Consider the following 19463-nt stretch of genomic DNA (forward strand, 5'->3'; position numbering starts at 1 on the left):
TTTACATCAGTAGTAAACCTAGTAAGCAGCGAGCACTTTCTTCGGCAGTTCTTCCATGAATGTCATGTGCCAGAGGGCAAATATATAAATCGTCCAAATCCGGCGGGCATAGTCGCCTTGCCCATTGCGATGCTTATGCAGCATCCGCTGGACGGCGTCCATATTGATGTAATCTTCGATGCCGCTGGATTTGATTTGCTCAAGCAGCACATCGCCCATCGAACCTTTCACCCAGTCACGCAGCGGCACCGGGAAGCCCAGCTTCGGTCGATTCAGAATCGGGTCGGGAATAATGCCTTCCATCGCCTTGCGGAAGATGTACTTCGTCGTCCCGTTCGCAATGCGGTACTTCGCCGGAATACGGCGAGCCACTTCAAACAGTTCCTTATCGAGGAACGGCACGCGCAGCTCCAGGGAATGCGCCATCGTCATCTTGTCGGCTTTCATCAGAATATCGCCAGGCATCCATAGATTCATGTCGATATACTGCATCCGGCTTACAGGGTCCAGATGTTTGGTTTTGTTATAATAATCGCCGGCAATTTGCACCGGATTCTTGTACGCGCGCAGCATTTCACTATCGAGGCGCAGCACTTCGGCCTTCATATCCTCGGAGAAAATCTTCGCATTGCCGAGGAATCGCTCTTCCAGCGGCGTGGTACCGCGCAGGACGTAGTTGCGGCCCTTCACGCTGCTCGGCAGCATGCGCGCGAAGCGGTTCAGCATGCGCTTCACCGATTGCGGCAGCTGCTCGATCGGACGCAGGGACTGCGGCTCGCGGTAAATGCGGTAGCCGCCGAACAGCTCGTCCGCGCCTTCGCCGGACAGCACCACCGTCACGTGCTCGCGCGCAAGCTGCGCCACGTGATAGAGGGCAATGGCCGAAGGATCAGCGACAGGCTCGTCCTGGTGCCATATCGCCTTCGGCATCGTAGCGAAGAAATCATCCTTCGTGATGATTTTGTCATAATGCTGTGTACCGAGTGTCGCTGCGGTTTGCGCGGCAATCGGTGTCTCGTTGTTGGCTCCTTCGAAGCCAACGGAAAAGGTGCGGATTGGTTCAATATTCCGCATATGGGTCGCAATCGCCGTCGAGTCTATTCCGCTCGACAAGAAGCAGCCGCGATCCACATCACTGACCATGTGGAGCTTGACCGAATCTTTGAGGGTCTCACGAATTTGTTCCACATACTCGTCGAATGGACGCTCCTCCGGCTCAAACATGGGATCCCAATATTTTTGGATCGACATTTCGCCATCGAACGTAATTTTGACGGTATGCCCAGGGGGAAGCTTATGTATGCCATGGAACATAGTATTAGGCTCCGGGACATATTGGAAAGTCAGATAGTTCAGCAAGCTGTCCGTGTGGATTAACCGATTCATGCCATCTGCAGCCAGCAGGCTCTTAATCTCAGAGCCAAACAAGAACTGGCGATCGTTCACATGATAGTAAAATGGCTTAATGCCGAAGTGGTCTCTCGCACCGAACAGCTGCTTCTTTTTCTTGTCCCAGATCACGAAGCCAAACATGCCGCGCATGTGTTTGACGCATTCCTCACCGTACTCCTCATAGAGGTGAACGATAACCTCCGTATCGCTTTGCGTGCGGAATTGATGCCCCCGCTCCTGCAGCATGGTGCGCAGCGCTTTATAATTATAAATTTCTCCATTAAAAATGATCCAAACGGAATCATCCTCATTCGCTAAAGGCTGATGCCCTTCTTTCAGATCAATAACAGACAAGCGGCGAAAGCCCAGGCCAATCCGATTATCCGTCCAAAAACCGGAATCATTCGGTCCCCGATGCACAATCACATCTGTCATTTGCTGCAGCATGGCAACCGTTGGTTCTCTATCTTCAAAATACATGACACCTGTAATACCGCACATGGTGAAACTCACTCCTCCGTACCATTCATCAATCTTTCTCTCAAGGCAACCGATACATTAGTATACCATATCAGCTAGCCATACTGGAAATACGATGAAAGCACGGGAATGGCCGAAATCTATAGAAAAATGATGGAAATGAGCAGTCGTTTCAATGAAGCCGTGAGCCGCGTCTTTTTCATAAGCTCGCACCACCTTTCCTTCATGCACAAAAGTTTGCCTAGGGCAACTTTTGGGGTTTAAGAGGATCATTCCCCTTTCTGTAGGATATGCTTATGGCTGAGGATTGGTGCCTTCCTTTTGGCGAGATGCTTTTCATAGGCCAGCGGTGAGAGTCCGATTATGCACAAAAAAAGCCCATCCCTCATAGGATGGACTTCTATCATGTCAAATCATTTTCCACTCACAAACCGCAGTAATTTTCCTCTACCCTTTCCTTGCATGTTGATGCTGCCCTTCCCCAGCTTAAATAATGGCTCCATAAATGCAGATGGCAATACTTACAATCAGTACTGCAATGTCTGATTTTCCAATTGTGTATTCCCGTATAGCAGTCCGGCCAATGTCTCCGCGATATCCACGAGATTCCATCGCAATCGCCAAATCCTTTGCCCGCTGAATAGATAACACAAAAAGGGGAATCAGCATAGGTATAACCCCCCCGAATCGTGCCAGGGCACCTTTTCGGTGGAATCCGCCACCTCTTGCTGTTTGCGCTTTACGAATGGTGTCGAATTCCTCGAACAGCAGCGGAACGAAACGCAAAGCAATAGAGAACATGGTAACCGCATCATGGACAGGAATCTTCCATTTTTTTAAAGGCTCACACAGCTTTTCCATCCCCTCAGCCAATTCAATCGGGGAGGTGGTTCGAACGAGTAGAGATAAGACGATCACAACACCCGCAATCTGCTCACACATTAGAATACCGGAAACAATCCCTTCATGCGTAAAGCTCAACCACCACCAGTGGATCACTTCGTCTCCAGGATTAAGGTTAAGTACGGCATGAAAGATCATTGTCGTCAGGAAGAAAAAGCTCAGCGAGAGTAATGTCCATCCAAAGGTGCTCCATCGAAGCTTGGCGGCGGACCAAAGCATGACTAAGATCAGTATCTGAGCCGTCTTAAGAACAGGTGAGTGATGGATCAGCAAGCTTAGTCCGAATAACGAAAACGCTGCTATTTTGATGCGGGGATCCCACTGTTCTATCCAAGAGTTTCGTTTCTCGTAAATTAAATAGCCGCTTGTGGACATGGGACATTCCTCACTAAGATAGATTGACTTGCTTTCGCCATTTCTTCCATAAGCCATGGACGGCTTATGTTGATGCCGTGAGTTTCATAGATCCACCTTCGGAGTGTAAGAGCAGGCGGTTCCTCCCAGCCGAACAAAGACCGCAGGGATTCATTGGCAAGATGCTCTTCTGGCGCTCCGTCTGCTGCGAATAAACCCTGATGAAGGGCAAGCATACGTGGAGCGTGCTCCAGAATCTCCTCCAGCTGATGACTGACCCAAATTACTGTTGTTCCCTGCTCATTAAGGTTCTTTAGTAGTTCAAACAAAGCAATCCTGGAAGACATATCTAGGCCAGCAGTCGGTTCATCCAATAGCAATACCTTGGGTTCCAGCACTAAGACACCTGCTATGGCTGCTCTTCGTTTCTCCCCACCACTTAGTTCTAGCGGGCTTCGTTGTGAGAAGGCAGAATCCTGCATGCCTACAGCATCCAAAGCCTGCCGAATTTTAGTCTCCTTCTCTTTTGCGCTTAATTTGGTATGACGAAGACCAAACCCAACATCCTCCGCTACCGTTGGGGCAAATAATTGATGTTCGGGATATTGAAATACATAACCGATCTGATCGAATAGTTCTGGTCTTTTATTCAAGTGAGGATTAATCCCATCAAGCTCTATGATGCCATCCGTCGGCTGAGTAAAACCTTTTAATAATTGCAGAAAAGTTGACTTGCCACTTCCAGACAAGCCAGCAATGGCAACCTTGGAACCTGGTTCAATGGTTACATCAAGCCCCTTCAAAACATAGGAGGAAAGATCGATCATCTCTCTCTTTCTTGGTTTACCATGCCGGAAGCGTATATCCGTTAATTTGATTTGCATAGCAACCTCCTCCATTCCTCCACATTGGCCACATCTATATCGCCAGTTTGAACCCCGTCTTTCTCCAGCATGAGTGTCAGCCTGTTCAAATAAGGGAGCTCCAGACCACAAGACTCCAATAGCTCTGGTTGTCTCCAGAGTTCCTCAGGTGTCCCCATCGCACGAATGCGTCCTTCAGAGAATAAAACCCAACGGTCTGCCGCCATCACTTCCTCCATATGATGAGTCACATAGATGATGGAAAAGGGTCGAAGGCGGCGGGCTTCAGCTAAAGAAGTGACGAACTGCTTTCGGGCAGATGGATCAAGCATGGACGTCGCTTCATCTAGGATGAGATATTCAGGTCCGATGGCTAGTACAGCGGCAAGCGCAAGCTTCTGCTTTTCCCCTCCTGATAATTGAGCAACAAGTCGGTCCACTTCTACGTTCAGACCGGCTGTCCGAAGCGCCCATTGTATTCGGGAAGCCATACTCTCTCGAGGCCAACTGAAGTTGGATAAGCCAAATGCAATATCTTCACCGACCGTGAATCCAACCTGCTGATTTTCTGGATTTTGGAATACCATTTGCACCTTGCGCCGGATAGATGGAATAGAGGCTTGATCCTCCGTGCTTAACTCATCTACTGTTATAGTACCTTTTTGAGGCAGCTCTATACCGTTTAAAAGTCTTGACAATGAAGATTTTCCCGAGCCATTAGGCCCGAGAAAAGCAACAAATTCATTCTCTGGTATATCCAGGCTTACATTTTGCAAAGCCCATCTAGGAGTATCCTCGTAATCGGAGTAGGAGAAGAAAACATCATGGATACGAATCATTTGAGCATCCCCCTTATGTCTATCGTCATAGTTAGCGTTGAGCTCCAGGGATTTCTCCAAATACACTTTTGGAATCCGATGGATCGAATAATCCTTCGGACGTATTAGGTATTTGCCAGAAAAAGTTTATATCTAAGCCGAATTCATCTGAAATTTCATGAAAATCTCGCATAAATATACCTTTTCCCGGATCACAGGAAGGACTGTCCGAAATGCCAATGCCACCTACGATTTCGTATCCATAGTCTTGGTAGACCTTTAGCTGCTCAATCACCGGAAGAAGAATCTTTCGATTATGGGCATGGAATTCCGGCGTATCGTATTCTTCGACTGTCATTGGGGGCCGTTCTGGACCTAGAAATGTAAATTCTGGACAAGGCAGTTGAAAAATGCCATACCCTTGATCATTTGCCCAATCGACAGCTGATTTCATTACTCCAGGACTTCTTGCTTCTCCTGCCACGACAGCGTTCTGATTAATCACACAGTGAGACACAACGACGATTTGTTTATTACGCTGCATAGGAGTCACCTTTTTTTCGAGTCGAGCGTTTTAATAAGGATTGGGGAATTCCTTTCAGAACATAGTAGATCAGCACCGCAGACAATATTTTATCAACCAAGTTATCCCATAGTCTTGGGAAGAATGCAGCTGCGAATACACTAGTGCCCGCATTTTTCAACCAAAGCACGAAGATATCCTGCGCACCGCCTGTCAGTCCTCCGAATACGGCAACAGCAATTAAGGTACCTACAACCGGGCATAGGACACCAAGAACAAGTCCTGACACAATGGCCGTTTTTAATGTATAACCGAATTTAGTTGCCGCAAATCCAATAATGAGTCCAACAATAATATTGACTATGGCGAATGGAATCGAGGTATACCCCGACGTAACTCCTAATACTAAATTAGTAAGTAAGCCAACCAATGCTCCCCAATAAGGGCCATACAAAGCAGCAATAAAAATGGTGCCAATTACATCAAGGAAGAGAAAAGGAATCTTTAGGTTGCCAATAACCGTTCCCGCGATCACATTGATCGCAACTGCAAGAGCACTGAGCGTTAGTATTAATGTTCTCTGATTCATATATTACCTCCGTCAATTTTAAGTTGAATAGCCGGTGAATAAGCAATTAAACTGAATTCCCCCTTTGTACATATACGAGCACTGCTGATTACCGGCTTGAATTCAGCGTCTCCGACGGATAACGTCAATTACAAGTAAACACATTAATTTACTTGCTATTATATGGCGCTCATTTCTATAATGTCAATGGAGTCTATTGGAATAGTAGGAATTAACTTGAGTACTTACTTATATCACGTAAAAAAGTCAAGCATTGGTGCAGAATTTTGAACATTCAATAGAATAACATCCCGAGCTACAGTGGATTTAGAAAAAGCAAAAGAGGCTGTCTCAAAAGTCGAAAATGACTGCGAGGGAGCCTCTTCTGTTTTAGAGGCTCCAACTGGTACCGTCTAACCGTAACTGCAAGTGCAACTGCCTATTTAACTGAAGCCCCAACCCTGTTGCCAAATTCCTGATTCCACTGGAATTACTCCAGTGGAATCAGAGTAAAACTGCAAAAGTGCAGGCTTTTTCAACAAAATCGCTAAAAAAATGATAAAACCTGCAATTATGCAGGAATTTATAGATTATTCTTCCTAAAACTAGAAAAATCTATCAAAAAGATGCATATTTGCAGGAATTCAGGTTCTACAGGTAGATTCTGAGCAAAAAAGATGCATATTTGCAGGAATTTGATCCTGCAGTTGCTTCAAAGTCATCAAAAGATGAGCAATCTCAGGAATTCAGGTTCTGCAGACAAGGCTTCGAGGCTTGCCTAAAGTAAGCTTAGAGGTCGGGTGGCTTTCGCTTGCCCATAATTTGTTGAAGAAAGCGGGCGTAGACGCAAAAAGCAAAGGAGTTAAGCACATGAAAGCCGCTTAACTCCTTTGCACTTTTTAAAAAATCATTTTTCTGAATGGCAGCCATGTCCTAAAAGTCATTAGTTCTTACTTTTGGGACGGCCTCTTCCATAACATCCAAAGCTAACGATGCGCGCCCCGGATCCCTTCACCAAGGCTTCTTCCCACCGCCCATTTTCGTCAAAATGCCATCATTCGCCGCATCATAAGCCTGAAATATCTTGGCGGCAATCGGTGAAGCTCCGTAGCGTCCGAAGCCGCCTTCAGGGACGACAACCGCCACGGCAAGCTTGGGGTTCTCGACCGGGGCAAAAGCAATAAATACGGCATTTTCTACTTTGCCACCCGCCACATCCTGCGTGGATGTTCCCGTTTTGCGTGCCACATTAAAAGGCAGATCTTCAATCCCCTCAGCACTGCTCTTCATACCGTGGATGATCGTATTCCAGTCTGTATTAGAGAATTCAGAAGACGAGTCTTCGATCACCTCAGGTACAATCTTCTGAACTAATTCACCCTTGTAGTCGCGAATCTCATCTACAAAAAGAGGCTTCATCCGTTTGCCGCGACTTGCCAATGTAGCTGTATACTGAGCAAGCTGAAGGGTTGTTGTTTTCTCATTTTGTCCCCATGAAGCATACACCATGGCTGATTGGTAGCTGTCTTTTTGAGCATTTTTTATAAAATCGTTGCTGCCTGCAAACTCACCTGGCAGACCGCTTCCGGTTGTAACGCCCATTCCAAACTTGGCCAAATATTCCGCCCATTTCGCCGTTACAGCCGGTTTCTCTCGGCCGTATTTGTCCCAGAATGGAATCCCGATCTTCTCGGACATGAACGTGTTCGACGAGTGTTCAATAGCTTCAGCCGCATCCATAGAGCCATAAGCTGCTTTGCCTGAATTGGTAATCGTGCTGGCGCCGCCCTTGCCGAAGCTGAACGAGCCTGAGTCGTAATAGCTTTTCTCATATCCATTGAAAAACTTTTCCTTGAGACCTATCAGAACAGTCAGCGGTTTGATCGTGGAACCCATAAACACAATGGAAGAAGGATGCTTCGCATTCTCTTTTTCATCCGGATATTTCGACTTGGCATTCTTGATCGTTCCATTCGAAATATACGTTTCGATTTCCTTATAGGTGCTCGACAGCATGCCTCCCGTCCATGAATTCGCATCATAGTCCGGATAGTTCGCCATCGTGACGACGCGTCCTGTATCCACTTCCATAGCCACCGCAAAACCGGAGGAAGCCTTCATCCCAACCTTCATATACTCATCGTTCGCATGGGTCGGGCTGCGCAAATATTTGATATGCTCCTCCAAAATTCGCTCTGCTGCTTTCTGGATATCTTTGTTGATGGACAGAAAGAGATTATTTCCTTTCACAGGGGCTCTCACGTCAGCTCGGCCTGTAATTCGCATCACCGCATCAACGGGATATACTTTTTCACCATTTTTACCTCGAAGTTCATTCTGATACATTCTTTCGATCCCGTCGAAGCCAACATTTTCTGATAAAAGATAGTCTTTGCCTTCCGGGCTGTCCTTGTACATATTCTGCGCAGTTTGTGTGGAGTATTTATTCAAGTAGCCAATAAGTTGAGTCGCAATTGTCGTAACACCATCATCATCCATTTCGTAAGTACGAATGCTTTCTTCGGTTACTTCCAACCATTTGAATTCATCCCGACGCTCGAGCAAATAAGCGATTTCTTCTTTAGATAAATCGGATTTGATTTTACGAGGCACCCAATTATAGCTTGGAGCCTTTGTCTCATTTTGATTAATATCGTATCCCAGATCCATCGCGATAACGATCTCTTCTGGCGTAGGGCTCACGGAGTTGGGCTTGGCGTACTTATCAAAAACATCGCTCTTCAATCGTCGAGCTAGGGTAATAACCTGATCTTCATTCTGTTGACCGGGTTCAACTCGGAAAAATAAGGACTGTACGGGAATGGTATAGGCCAGAGGGGATTTCTTGGAGTCATAGATGTTGCCGCGAATCGGCGCAATGCTGATCGGTTTGGTGCCGTTTCTATTTTCTGCTGCTTTTAAATCTTTGGCTTGAACGAATTGCAAAATCGCTAAACGCCCAATTAAGATGGAAAACAAGGCAAACATGATAAAGAAAAAGATATTAATCCGAAACGAAAAGTGGCGCTTTCTCGTAATTTCATTCCTCTTCGGATCATCCAGGATGGATGATTTCATCAATTCTCAAATCCTTTCTTACGTTCCTGCTGGCTGTTCCAACAGAGCGAAAATGTGCATAATTTAAAAGACGATTATTATTACCTAAAAGTTCACTCTTATTGAAAAAAATGTATGAGAATACCGTTCATATATAGCTGAGCAAACGCTGGGGCAACGGACTAGACGCAAAAAAAGAAGCTTGGTGAGCCAAGCTTCTTTCTTTAACTTCAATTACCAAGGCTTCTTCCCGCCGCCCGCTTTCGTCAAAATGCCGTCATTCGCCGCGTCATAGGCCTGAAAAATTTTGGCCGCAATCGGAGAAGCTCCGTAGCGTCCATACCCGCCCTCAGGCACAACAACGGCAACAGCCAGCTTAGGATTTTCCACAGGCGCGAACGCGATGAATACAGCGTTATCGATTGTTCCGCCTGAGACGGCTTGCGTCGATGTTCCCGTTTTGCGCGCAACGTTGTAAGGCAGTTCTTCAATCCCTTCAGCGCCGCTCTTCATGCCGTGAATAATCGTGTTCCAGTCCCCTTTTGCGAACAAATCCGTCGAATCTTCCATCACTTCTGGCTCGACCTTGCGGACCAGATTGCCTTCAAAGCTGCGAATTTCATCAACGAACAGCGGTTTCATTTTCTTCCCTCTGCTTGCTAAGGTAGCGGCAAACTGCGCAAGCTGCAGGGTCGTTGTTTTCTCATTTTGTCCCCATGAAGCATACACCATAGCGGACTGATAGCTGTCTTTTTTGGCATTTTTGGCAAAATCGTTAGACCCGGCATTTTCATTGGGCAGTCCGCTGCCCGTTTTCACGCCAATCCCGAATTTAGCCATATATTCCGCCCATTTATCGGTTACCTTTACATTTTCCCCACCGTATTTCTGATAGAAAGGAATACCCACTTTGGCAGACATATACGTGTTCGATGAATGTTCAATTGAACCTGATGCGTCGATCATGCCATAAGCTGCTTTTCCTGAATTGGAAATGGAACTTGCGGATCCAGTTTTACCAAAAGTAAACGTTCCTGTATCGTTATAATACTGATTCGCTGGCGTGATCAACTTCTCGGTTAAACCGATCAAAACCGACAAAGGCTTAATGGTCGAACCCATGAATACGATAGATGAGGGATGCTTAGGCCGTTCTTTATCCGTGTATTTCGGATAGGCCGTCGTAATTGAGCCATTGGCAATATAAGATCCTACCCTATCGAGCGTAGCTTGGGTGATTCCCCCGGTCCACTCATTTGAATTATAGTCAGGGAAGTTAGCCATCGTTACAACTCGCCCCGTTTCGACTTCCATAGCGACGGCGTAGCCAGCCTCTGCATTCGCCCCAAATTTGATGAAAGCGTCATTTCGCGCGTAAGGCGTGTGCAGAAAGGCAATTTGATCCTGAATCGCTTTCTCCGCTGTTTTCTGAATGTCCTTATGGATGGAGAGATACAAGTTATTGCCTTTGATAGGCTTCGTCACGGTCGCTCGGCCGATAATTTTCATTGCCGCATTAACCGGGTAAACCTTGTAACCATTGGTCCCGCGGAGATCATCTTGGTACATTCTTTCTATTCCGTCGAAACCGACATTTTCCGTAGGCAAATATTCCTTGCTTTCGGGATTGTCCTTGTACATATCCTGCGCGGTTTGCGTTGAATATTTATTCAGATAGCCAATTAGCTGCGGAGCAATCGTTGACACCCCGTCATCATCCATTTCATAGGTCCGGATACTTTCTTCCGTTACTTCCAGCCATTTGAATTCATCGCGATGCTCGAGCAAATAGGCAATCTCTTCTTTGGACAAATCCGTCTTAATTTTGCGGGGAACCCAGTAATAGCTTGGATCCTTCACTTTATTTTCATTAATGTCATACCCTAGATCCATGGACAGCACAATTTCCTCCGCAGTCAGCGGCGGTGCCGTCTTTTTCCCATATTTATCAAAAACATCCGTCTTCAGACGACGAGCCAGATTGATAACTTCTTCCTTAACCTGCTGTCCCGGCTCAATCCGAAAAAATAAAGACTGCACGGGAATGGTATACGCCAAAGGCGATTTCGTTGAATCGTAGATATTGCCACGGATAGGCGCAATTTTGTTCGTCTGGTTCGTATTTGTATTCTCTGCCGCTTTCAGATCTTTGGCTTGAACGAATTGTAAAATGGCTAGACGCACGATCAGAACGGAAAATAACACAAATGTTACAAAAAAGAAAATATTGATCCGAAATGAAAAGTGGCGCTTCTTGGTGACTTCTTTCTTCTTCGGATCATCCATAATGGATGACTTCATCACGTCTCAAATCCTTTCTCATACAGTCGGTTGTTCTTGAAAAAGCTCGAGGAGGGAACGAATACCTTCCCCTGTATGGTAGGAATAACGGATAATGCGTACGGCATCTATGCCGACTTGGCTGGGCGCCCAAATATCGTTCGTTTCGTGGTCACCGATATACAGAACATCCTTTGCTTCAACCCCGGCCCGCTCAAGGGCTAGCTTGAATATCGCCGGGTCCGGCTTCTCCAGACCCACCTCTGTCGATACGATCACTGGATCGAAATAGTGCAGAATGCCCTTATGCTCCAAAATAGCTTTCAAGGTCGGAGCAAAGTTGCTGACAATGCCAATCCGAAAGCCTTGAACCCGAAGCTGCTCCAAGAAAGGCTTCACATCCTCGAACAGATCATAATACTCCGGCGCTGTGAAAATCTCATACAGCTCATGACAGCAATCGAAAATTTCTTGCTCTGTCCATTCCTCATGAATGCCTAACTTATGAAGCACATACTTATATAGGTTAACCCAGAATTCACGATCAGACTCTGGACTGCAGACAATGAAATTATCCTGTTTATCCACATAATAAAATAGACGAAACGCTTCGGTAAAAAGCTCATTAATATGTGATTCGTCACGTTCCACAGATCTGAGCTGCAAATATTGCTTTAAAATCGTTTGTGCAGCCGGAATCGTCAGCAACGTATCCCCTGCATCAAGATAAATCATTGGATATTCATGAATAGGTTTGCGCATACAGTCTCCTTTATACTTTACAAAAAATCGCACCTTCTTAGTGTACCACATTTATTTAGGGATGAGAAAAGCCTTGATAAGAGAGGCTTGGGCGTTGTCTTTGGGGGCTGTAAGGAAAGATCTGGAATGCCGAAAACTGCAAAAGTGCAGGTATTTTCAGTAAAATCTTATGAAATGAGGGAAAAGCTGCGATAATGCAGTTTTTCGAGGCTTTTCCATCTTGAAATTGAAAAGTGGAGCCAAAAGGATGCACAATCGCAGGAATACATCGAATAAGGAGATAATTCAGCAAAAAAAGATGCACAATCGCAGGTTCTCTCTACGCGGTATCTGGACACAACAGGGCTGCCTTAAGTAGATATATCTACTTGAGGCAGCCCTGTCTGCTAAACTATTAATACCGCTAAGCATCCTTAACGTGGGTTTGATCAAAGTTCGGAGGGTTGAACCAGTTGCCTCCGCTCGCCACCCAAGTAGAATCCAGCGGCACCCAGCGATTCGTTTCTTTCAGATAAACCTCATTCCAGGCATGAGGGCCATAGCTGCCTTGCCCGTCGTAGCCAAGTCCCGTCACGACTTTCACATCTAGACCGATGGATCTGGCCATTTGCGCATATAATCTCGAATAGTCAATGCATACACCTTCGCGCGTGTTGAAAGTATCCTCTGGCGTCTGTTCCTTCCAAATTCGCTTTTCTTCGTAAAGCTTCACTTTATCCCAATCGTATTGCACGCGGCTGCCTACCCATTTGTAAAGCAGCTTCGCTTTCTCTTCATCGGTCTGCCCGCTTGCGGTTACTTCCTTGGCAGCATCTGAAATATTATTGGGTATCTTGGCATCAAGAACCTCATATTTCCGCTGTAAAATATTCGTGAATTCCTCTTCCACAGCCCTTGTAAACACAGGGACCTTCTCTGTGATGAAATCACCTGTAAAGGGGGCAATAACTTCCTTGGCCCCTTTCTGATACATCTGAGAAGATTCAATATAAGGCGTGACCGGCGAATGCGGGAACAGCGTCACATAGATGAACAGAACAGCAATCAGCAGGAGCGCTCTAGCGAAGCCGGCAACGGAACCAATCGCCCCGCCTGAAACCGAGCTAAGAAAGGATTTGTTCCGTTCGGATTGCGCGTATCGTTCCGCCAGCCAAGGCCCGATGAAGGGATAGATCAACAGATTCAGCAGCTGCTTCACGATCATATAGCCAAGTAAAAACAAGACGCCAAAACGCAGCAGTGTAAAATCACGAAGACTCGTCATCGCTGTGTAATAGGTTTGTTTCAGAATGCCAATCTCTTCGGCTGGAACTTGCAAATTCTGCCCTTTCAGCCAGGTTTGCAGCAAAGGCGAGATCAATTGGACTCCCTTCCAGGCGATAACCATGGACAGAATAACGATAATGGCTTCCAACAGCATGGAAAGCAGGTGCTTGGCTGAGCCCGAACCTCCCCGCATGAAGCCTTGAATGATAGAACCCGCAAATAGGAGCACAATCACAATGGATATTAAATTAATTGAAGTTGCTTGGAACCACGTCATATCCGTCATGATGTCTCACCCTCCTATCTGAAAATCCGTATTATGGGTTCGCGTTTTTCTTCGCTTGCTCGATGAAAGCATTCACAGCAGCGTTGGCATTCATCTTGAAGGTTTTCCCGAGAAAAGTAACCTGCACTTCCTCTGAACCTGCCTTGCCCTCCACTTTCAAACTCTTGGTTGTGATAAGAAAGGAACCATCTGGGTTCGCTTTGAACTGAGCATCCTTCGCTTCAGCAGTCAGCGTGCTAACCGCCTTCTCCGTAACTTCATTGCCGACTTGAGAGACAACGCTTGCCCCAATATCCTTTATTTTATCCTTATAGCTGGCTCCATAAACGATAAGTGCACCTACAATTGCAATGACTACAACCCATTTCACAAGCGTTTTGACAATTCCGATTACGATGAAAAGCACAATAATAGCAGCTACGATTAAGTACCAACGATCCTGTGCAAATGAAATCCACTGATCCAAACAAAACCCCTCCTAATTATCCAAAAGTCTTTCCTATCATACTACAGAGACTCCTCAATCTTCATCTCTTTTTTTCCTTAACTGGGCTAACTTTTCCTCAATTTGTTTGGTTTTATCGACATTTCCTCTCGTCTTGCGGAAGGATTGTCTCAATCGAAAGATTAAAAAAATGGCTACACAAGCCAGCATGATAATCACATAAGTGTCCATGAAATCCTCCTCGAGATGAATTGTGTCATTTGCTTGCATCGGTCATATCCATAGGACGAGCGGCGTACATCTTAAGAAGAGACAAGTTTAATGAATCGAGGTGGTGAGAACATGCGAACTGCACTGTGGTTGTATTTATTTATGTTTGTAGCTTTTTTTGATTTGCACGCGCAGTACCCCATCTTGTCCCCTTTCGCCTTATCCTTAGGTGCCGCGCCTTCCTTTATCGGGCTCATTATGGGGGTATACTCCCTTACACACTTACCCGGCAATCTGCTAGCTGGCTATGGCGTGGATAAATACGGCAGCAAACTGTTTATCGTCTGTAGCCTGATTGTAGCAGGGATCATCTTACTTTTTCAATCTAATGTGAAAGATCCTTGGCACTTGCTATACATTCGCTCGATAAGCGGCTTCGTACTTGCCTTTCTATCTCCAGCCTGTCTGTCGCTGCTTGCTCGCATAGCCAAAGACCGCATCCATCAGAGCAAGCTTATGGCAGGCAACGGACTTGTTCATACGCTCGCCTCCGTCGTCTCTCCGGCTGCCGGCGCCATTCTTGTTGCCAAGATCGGGTTCACGACAGCCTTCTCGGTGTTGGGATGGGTTCTGATTATCACAGGGGTGCTCGCTATTTTTGGTGTCAAAGAGAAGCAGCTTTTGGGCCAGACAGGCAGCAATGCCGCCGCTTTGGATCCCCACGGACATGGACTAGGTCTTGAAGATGACGATCTTCCAAGCGGTGTTTCCATACCATGGTTGTTTTTCCTCATCCCGATGGCGCTCTCTTGTTCGCAGGGCATTCTTTTCTTTGAGCTTCCTTTAATGGAATCAGCCAGAGCTTCTATTCTGACGTCGGGTGTATTTTTCACCTTAATCAGTCTAGGGGCCCTGCTAAGCATCAGCTTCTGGTTCCTAAACAAGGTCTCTCCCTTTATCCGCACAGTCTGCGGCAGCTTGTCTCTTGCTGTCGTCTTCTTCGGCTTAGCCATTCAATGGCCGATTCCGCTGACCGTTTCTCTCTTCCTGATCGGCATGGCCAAAGGGATCATCTATCCGGCTTTAGCTGCCCTCTTGGCCAGCATAACCAGCAGCAACCGTTATGGCCGCGTATTCTCATTGCTTTCCATTTCCTATTCGGTTGGCGCCTTTATTGGCCCCATGATGGCCGGGCAGCTTCGCAATCATATCTCCTCCTACTTCATTGCTTTCTTCATTCTCATGCTCGCTCTTTCCCTTCTCCCGCTGCGCTCTTTCAAAACACCTGTAACGACATAAATGCCCATCTCCTAGACGGCTTGAGGTAATCAAGTCGTCTTTGCTCTGTCAATCTATGTCATTTCCCGGGAAATGGCCGCGCATTATTTGCCCAATCGTCGAATCAAAACCTTGGATCCCTTGCGAAAACGGGTTATACTACAAAAAAACCTGGTTGGAGGAGATCCCATGTCGATCGCTATCATAGTAGAAGGTAAAAACGACAAAAGCCGCTTAAAACGAGTGATTGATGACAGTGTTCTAATCCTCTGCACCTTTGGAACCCCTAGTTCCATTACATTAGAAGATCTCCGTAAAAAAGTCGGACACAAACAAGTTTACTTATTCACGGACAATGATGCTTCCGGCAAAAAAATACGTTTCCTGCTTCGCGATACATTCCCGGACTCCGAGCAAATCTATACGCGCAAAGGATATGCGGGCGTTGAAGGAACACCGGAGGAATATTTAATCCAACAATTAGAAAAAGCAGGCCTGGACGAGTATATTAAATACCCATCTCCAGAACCTGCTTCTGAATAGTTAATGCCATTAAAAATCAATTTACTTCCCTTTGGACAAGGTCACTACATCTTTGACGATATGGTCTGCATCTAGCTGGGGATTGCCTGCATCATAATAATTGCGAATCTTGCCTTTAGGATCAACTAATAAAATTGCATTGGAGTGGGAGAAGTTCCCGTCTTTTTCTTTAATAACCATGATGCCGTAATCTTCTGCAAGCTTGTGAATTTTCGCTTCTTCTCCGCGGAGGAACATCCAACCACTTGGATCAGGTTTAGACTCAAACTTGTTTCCAAACTCTTTGAGCACCGCAGGTGTGTCACGGTTGGGATCAACCGATATCGATAAAATTTCTGCTTTTGTTCCGAATAAATCCTTCTTCTTCAATGCTTCCTGCACTTGCGTCAATAGGAACGTAGTTGGCATGCAAACATCCGGACAGAAAGAATAAAAGAAATAAACCAAACGCACCTTGCCATCCGTATCTTGGGAAGCTACAGATTTGCCGTCAAGGTCTTGCAGTTGAAAAGCAGGCGCTTGTTTCATCGCTTTTAAGCGCGGGTCCGGCTCATTGCTGTTAGCCCACAATTTATAGCCAAATGAGGCAATCATCGCAATCAGAACCGCACCCAGCGCTAATTTGAACCAATTTTTCTCAAAAAAAGTACCCATGCCTATACCCTCAATTCTAGCTAATCTTCACTGTATCAATGACCATCAAAATAGATAAAAGTGTTAAATACATAATTGAAAATAGGAACGTACGCTTTGCCCAAGGAACTTCTGCTTCGCCTGTTTCCTTGAAGCCTTTGACACACATCAACATCCAAATCAAGCCTAGAATCGTCGATCCGATTAAAAATACATAGCCGAGATATCCATAAGCCGTTAACATCACAGTGACAGGAACAAGCAGAACAACGTAACGCACCATGCTGATCTTCGTCACATAGGACCCTTTGACAACGGGCAAAAGCGGAAAGCCTGCAGCCCGATACTCTTCCATCCGGCGAATCCCAAGCGCCCAGAAATGCGGCGGCTGCCATAAGAACAAGAAGGCAAATAATAAAATAGCTCCTGCATCAACCGTTCCGGTAACCGCACAATAGCCAATCACGGGAGGCGTTGCCCCAGAAAAGGCGCCTACAAATGTACTCCATACCGAAGTCCGCTTGAACCAAGCGGTGTAGAGCCAAACATACAAGAACAGTCCCAGTAAACCGATCAAGGCCGCAAGCGGTGACGCAGCGCCAAAGTATAATACCGCCAAGCCAATTATGCCGAGAATAATCCCATACCACAGAACGAAAGTGGCACTCAGTCTTCCGCTTGGCAGGGCTCTGTTCTTGGTCCGTTCCATCTTCGCGTCCATCTCACGGTCCAGATAGTTGTTCAGTACCGTACCTCCTGCCATGACAAGAGCCGTACCCAACATCGTCCAAATCAGATGTATCCAGCTTACTTCCCAATGTGCTGCCATCCAATACCCAGCAAAAGCAGTCATCAGATTGGAATAAATAATCCCCGGCTTCACCAAGCGATAAAATTCTTTTAACGTTACAGGCTCATGTGCAGATTGCTTATTACTAGCATCTATGGATTCGGTTCCAACAGATCCTTGTGGCGAACCGCTCGTCACACTTTCATAGCTTGCTTGATTTTCCACGTCATTGTCCTCCTCTATGTCGAACTTCCGAGCTATTTGAATTATGAACACTTTCATCATACCAACCCGTACAACGTTTGACAATGAAGTGCGGCCAGTTGTCATCATATTGTCGATTCTCCTACCAGTATGCGTGGAAAAAGTGCTTACCATTCTCTGCCAGAGGAAAAATAACCGCTGATACGCGATGAAACCTCGTAAAACTCGCTGCTGCGGCTCTCTGTATGCAAAAAAGAAGCCCAAAAAGGCTCCTTTATGGCTAATGCTATTTATTAATCATTAATGGCATGAATCCGAACAAACTGCGGCGAAGCTCCTTCCAGCCGATTGACAATGCTTTCTGCACTTCCCACGCATGCCTGCCCATGACCGACACAATTAGGCCATGTTTGTAAGTGAGACTGGCTCCCACACGTACCCGAACATCTTCCAATGTGTCCATGATCGCCAGTACAGCTTCAAGCTCGCGCTGGTTAAGGCGATCCGAGAACACATATAGATTTCCCAGATGCGTTTCCTGCTCCCAGCAGCCCGGTGCTGACAATTGCATGGACGCTGGTTCAATTTTTTGATTTTGATAGAAGATCAGCTCGTTATTATGCCAGACCTTCAACCGATTCGTGTATCGGGTGTAATGAAATATTTCACCTCGCTGCGTTCGTCCAGGACAAAGCACATCCGAGAAGATAAGCGCTGAACCTGGCGAAAGCTGAACGTCCATTTCCGCGGCCAAGCTTGCATCCTTATACAGCATCAGCGGCTCCGGCATGTACTCCAGCAAAGCATAAGCCCCAAGCTTCAGCGACTGCCGCTGCGTGCTTCCCGAACCGGCCTCCGAAGGATGCACCTTCGTGAACGACTGGTTCGTGAGATAAACACGGGCGCCTTCACCGAGGCGCATCGTGATTTCGTAATGATCCCCCGACATGAGCCCAGGGGAGCAGTCCATCATGTAGACGCCCAGCTGCTCCGCAGGAGGTGCGTCCATAGAGAGCGTTTCGTTGTCGTAACGAAATGTTTTGGCGATCTTGAGCGGGGAGGTGTGATATTTGCGAACGAGCTGCGTCAAGCCGCTGCGTACCGCAAATTCCGCCTGAATCTCCCCGGTCACTTTAGGCATGGCTGAACTCCGTCTCCACCCATGCGACAATGTCATCAAGCCCTGTGCCGCCCATCAGGTTAGAGAAAATATACGGACGATCGCCGCGCATCTTCTTCGTGTCTGAATCCATCACTTCCAGGCTTGCGCCAACGTAAGGAGCGAGATCGATTTTGTTAATGATCAGCATATCGGAACGCATAATGCCCGGGCCGCCTTTGCGCGGAATCTTCTCGCCCTGCGCCACATCGATAATATAGATGAAGCGATCGACCAATTCCGGACTGAACGCGGCAGCCAGATTATCCCCGCCGCTTTCAATGAAAATGATATCGAGGTTGTCGAAACGCTGCTCCAATTCTTCAATCGCTTCGAAGTTCATCGAAGCGTCCTCCCGAATTGCTGTATGCGGACAACCGCCTGTCTCTACCCCAATGATCCGTTCCTCCGGCAGCGCCTCAGAACTAATCAAAATACGCGCATCTTCCTTCGTATAGATATCATTCGTAATGACCGCAATGCTGTAGCGATCATTCAATTTGCGGGCTAATCGCTCCACCAGTGCTGTTTTGCCGGAACCTACAGGACCGCCAATTCCGATACGCATCGGACGGCTCCGATCCACAGCAGGCTTTTCCCACGGATGATGATGATGACCTTGACCTTGACACATAGCCATTCCTCCTCA

18 protein-coding genes are annotated in these 19463 nt (G+C 46.6%); 2 read left to right on the plus strand and 16 right to left on the minus strand.

All coding sequences use genetic code 11. The features are described from left to right. Positions 1-18: 18 nt before the first annotated feature. The 12 genes from asnB to HQN90_RS22010 all read right to left on the minus strand — a co-directional run bounded on the left by asnB (position 19) and on the right by HQN90_RS22010 (position 14228). Complete coding sequence (gene asnB / locus HQN90_RS21955; RefSeq protein ID WP_173222616.1) at positions 19-1893, minus strand: asparagine synthase (glutamine-hydrolyzing); 1875 nt, start codon at positions 1891-1893, stop codon at positions 19-21. Between the two features lie 465 nt (positions 1894-2358). Beyond that, positions 2359-3150: an energy-coupling factor transporter transmembrane component T family protein gene (locus HQN90_RS21960; protein WP_173222618.1), complete on the minus strand. Its 792-nt coding sequence runs from the start codon at positions 3148-3150 to the stop codon at positions 2359-2361. Continuing rightward, positions 3129-4013: an energy-coupling factor ABC transporter ATP-binding protein gene (locus HQN90_RS21965; RefSeq protein WP_173222620.1), complete on the minus strand. Its 885-nt coding sequence runs from the start codon at positions 4011-4013 to the stop codon at positions 3129-3131. Before HQN90_RS21965 ends, HQN90_RS21960 begins: the two co-directional genes overlap by 22 nt. Next, positions 3998-4831 (minus strand): ATP-binding cassette domain-containing protein, encoded by an 834-nt coding sequence (locus tag HQN90_RS21970; RefSeq protein WP_173222622.1) that lies wholly within the window; start codon positions 4829-4831, stop codon positions 3998-4000. Before HQN90_RS21970 ends, HQN90_RS21965 begins: the two co-directional genes overlap by 16 nt. A 31-nt stretch (positions 4832-4862) precedes the next feature. Beyond that, complete coding sequence (locus HQN90_RS21975; protein ID WP_173222624.1) at positions 4863-5354, minus strand: CD3072 family TudS-related putative desulfidase; 492 nt, start codon at positions 5352-5354, stop codon at positions 4863-4865. Then, positions 5344-5922 (minus strand): CD3073 family putative ECF transporter S component, encoded by a 579-nt coding sequence (locus tag HQN90_RS21980; RefSeq protein ID WP_173222626.1) that lies wholly within the window; start codon positions 5920-5922, stop codon positions 5344-5346. Before HQN90_RS21980 ends, HQN90_RS21975 begins: the two co-directional genes overlap by 11 nt. Positions 5923-6912: 990 nt before the next feature. Beyond that, the gene (locus tag HQN90_RS21985; RefSeq protein WP_173222628.1) at positions 6913-8979 is read right to left on the minus strand and encodes a peptidoglycan D,D-transpeptidase FtsI family protein; all 2067 of its coding nucleotides are present in this window, start codon (positions 8977-8979) and stop codon (positions 6913-6915) included. A 213-nt stretch (positions 8980-9192) separates the two neighbouring features. Beyond that, positions 9193-11259 (minus strand): peptidoglycan D,D-transpeptidase FtsI family protein, encoded by a 2067-nt coding sequence (locus tag HQN90_RS21990; RefSeq protein WP_173222630.1) that lies wholly within the window; start codon positions 11257-11259, stop codon positions 9193-9195. Between the two features lie 18 nt (positions 11260-11277). Further along, positions 11278-12000, minus strand: a complete 723-nt coding sequence (locus HQN90_RS21995; protein WP_173222632.1) for an HAD-IA family hydrolase — start codon at positions 11998-12000, stop codon at positions 11278-11280. 403 nt (positions 12001-12403) lie between these two features. Beyond that, a complete protein-coding gene (locus tag HQN90_RS22000) occupies positions 12404-13552 on the minus strand; it encodes a transglutaminase domain-containing protein (RefSeq protein ID WP_246362749.1) in 1149 nt (382 codons plus the stop codon). Positions 13553-13583: 31 nt separating this feature from the next. Further along, positions 13584-14018 (minus strand): hypothetical protein, encoded by a 435-nt coding sequence (locus tag HQN90_RS22005; protein WP_173222634.1) that lies wholly within the window; start codon positions 14016-14018, stop codon positions 13584-13586. A gap of 54 nt (positions 14019-14072) precedes the next feature. Beyond that, positions 14073-14228 (minus strand): hypothetical protein, encoded by a 156-nt coding sequence (locus tag HQN90_RS22010; protein ID WP_173222636.1) that lies wholly within the window; start codon positions 14226-14228, stop codon positions 14073-14075. Positions 14229-14339: 111 nt separating this feature from the next. Here HQN90_RS22010 and HQN90_RS22015 point away from each other — a divergent pair, with 111 nt between their 5' ends. Beyond that, positions 14340-15506 carry an MFS transporter gene (locus tag HQN90_RS22015; protein ID WP_173222638.1) on the plus strand — a complete coding sequence of 389 codons (1167 nt, stop codon included), beginning with the start codon at positions 14340-14342 and terminating at the stop codon, positions 15504-15506. 168 nt (positions 15507-15674) lie between these two features. Continuing rightward, positions 15675-16028: a toprim domain-containing protein gene (locus HQN90_RS22020; protein WP_173222640.1), complete on the plus strand. Its 354-nt coding sequence runs from the start codon at positions 15675-15677 to the stop codon at positions 16026-16028. Positions 16029-16049: 21 nt separating this feature from the next. On the opposite strand, the gene HQN90_RS22025 is transcribed toward HQN90_RS22020, so the two are convergent. The 4 genes from HQN90_RS22025 to ureG all read right to left on the minus strand — a co-directional run bounded on the left by HQN90_RS22025 (position 16050) and on the right by ureG (position 19448). Further along, positions 16050-16682: an SCO family protein gene (locus HQN90_RS22025; protein WP_173222642.1), complete on the minus strand. Its 633-nt coding sequence runs from the start codon at positions 16680-16682 to the stop codon at positions 16050-16052. Positions 16683-16698: 16 nt separating this feature from the next. Beyond that, on the minus strand, positions 16699-17676 hold the full coding sequence (gene cyoE, locus HQN90_RS22030; RefSeq protein WP_338042366.1) for a heme o synthase: 978 nt from the start codon (positions 17674-17676) through the stop codon (positions 16699-16701). A 265-nt stretch (positions 17677-17941) separates the two neighbouring features. After that, on the minus strand, positions 17942-18796 hold the full coding sequence (locus HQN90_RS22035) for an urease accessory protein UreD (RefSeq protein ID WP_173222644.1): 855 nt from the start codon (positions 18794-18796) through the stop codon (positions 17942-17944). After that, positions 18789-19448, minus strand: a complete 660-nt coding sequence (gene ureG, locus HQN90_RS22040; protein WP_079409838.1) for an urease accessory protein UreG — start codon at positions 19446-19448, stop codon at positions 18789-18791. Before ureG ends, HQN90_RS22035 begins: the two co-directional genes overlap by 8 nt. Positions 19449-19463: the final 15 nt, after the last annotated feature.

Origin of the sequence: Paenibacillus alba (genome assembly GCF_013204855.1) — a bacterium.
Taxonomy (GTDB): Bacteria; Bacillota; Bacilli; order Paenibacillales; family NBRC-103111; genus Paenibacillus_E; species Paenibacillus_E alba.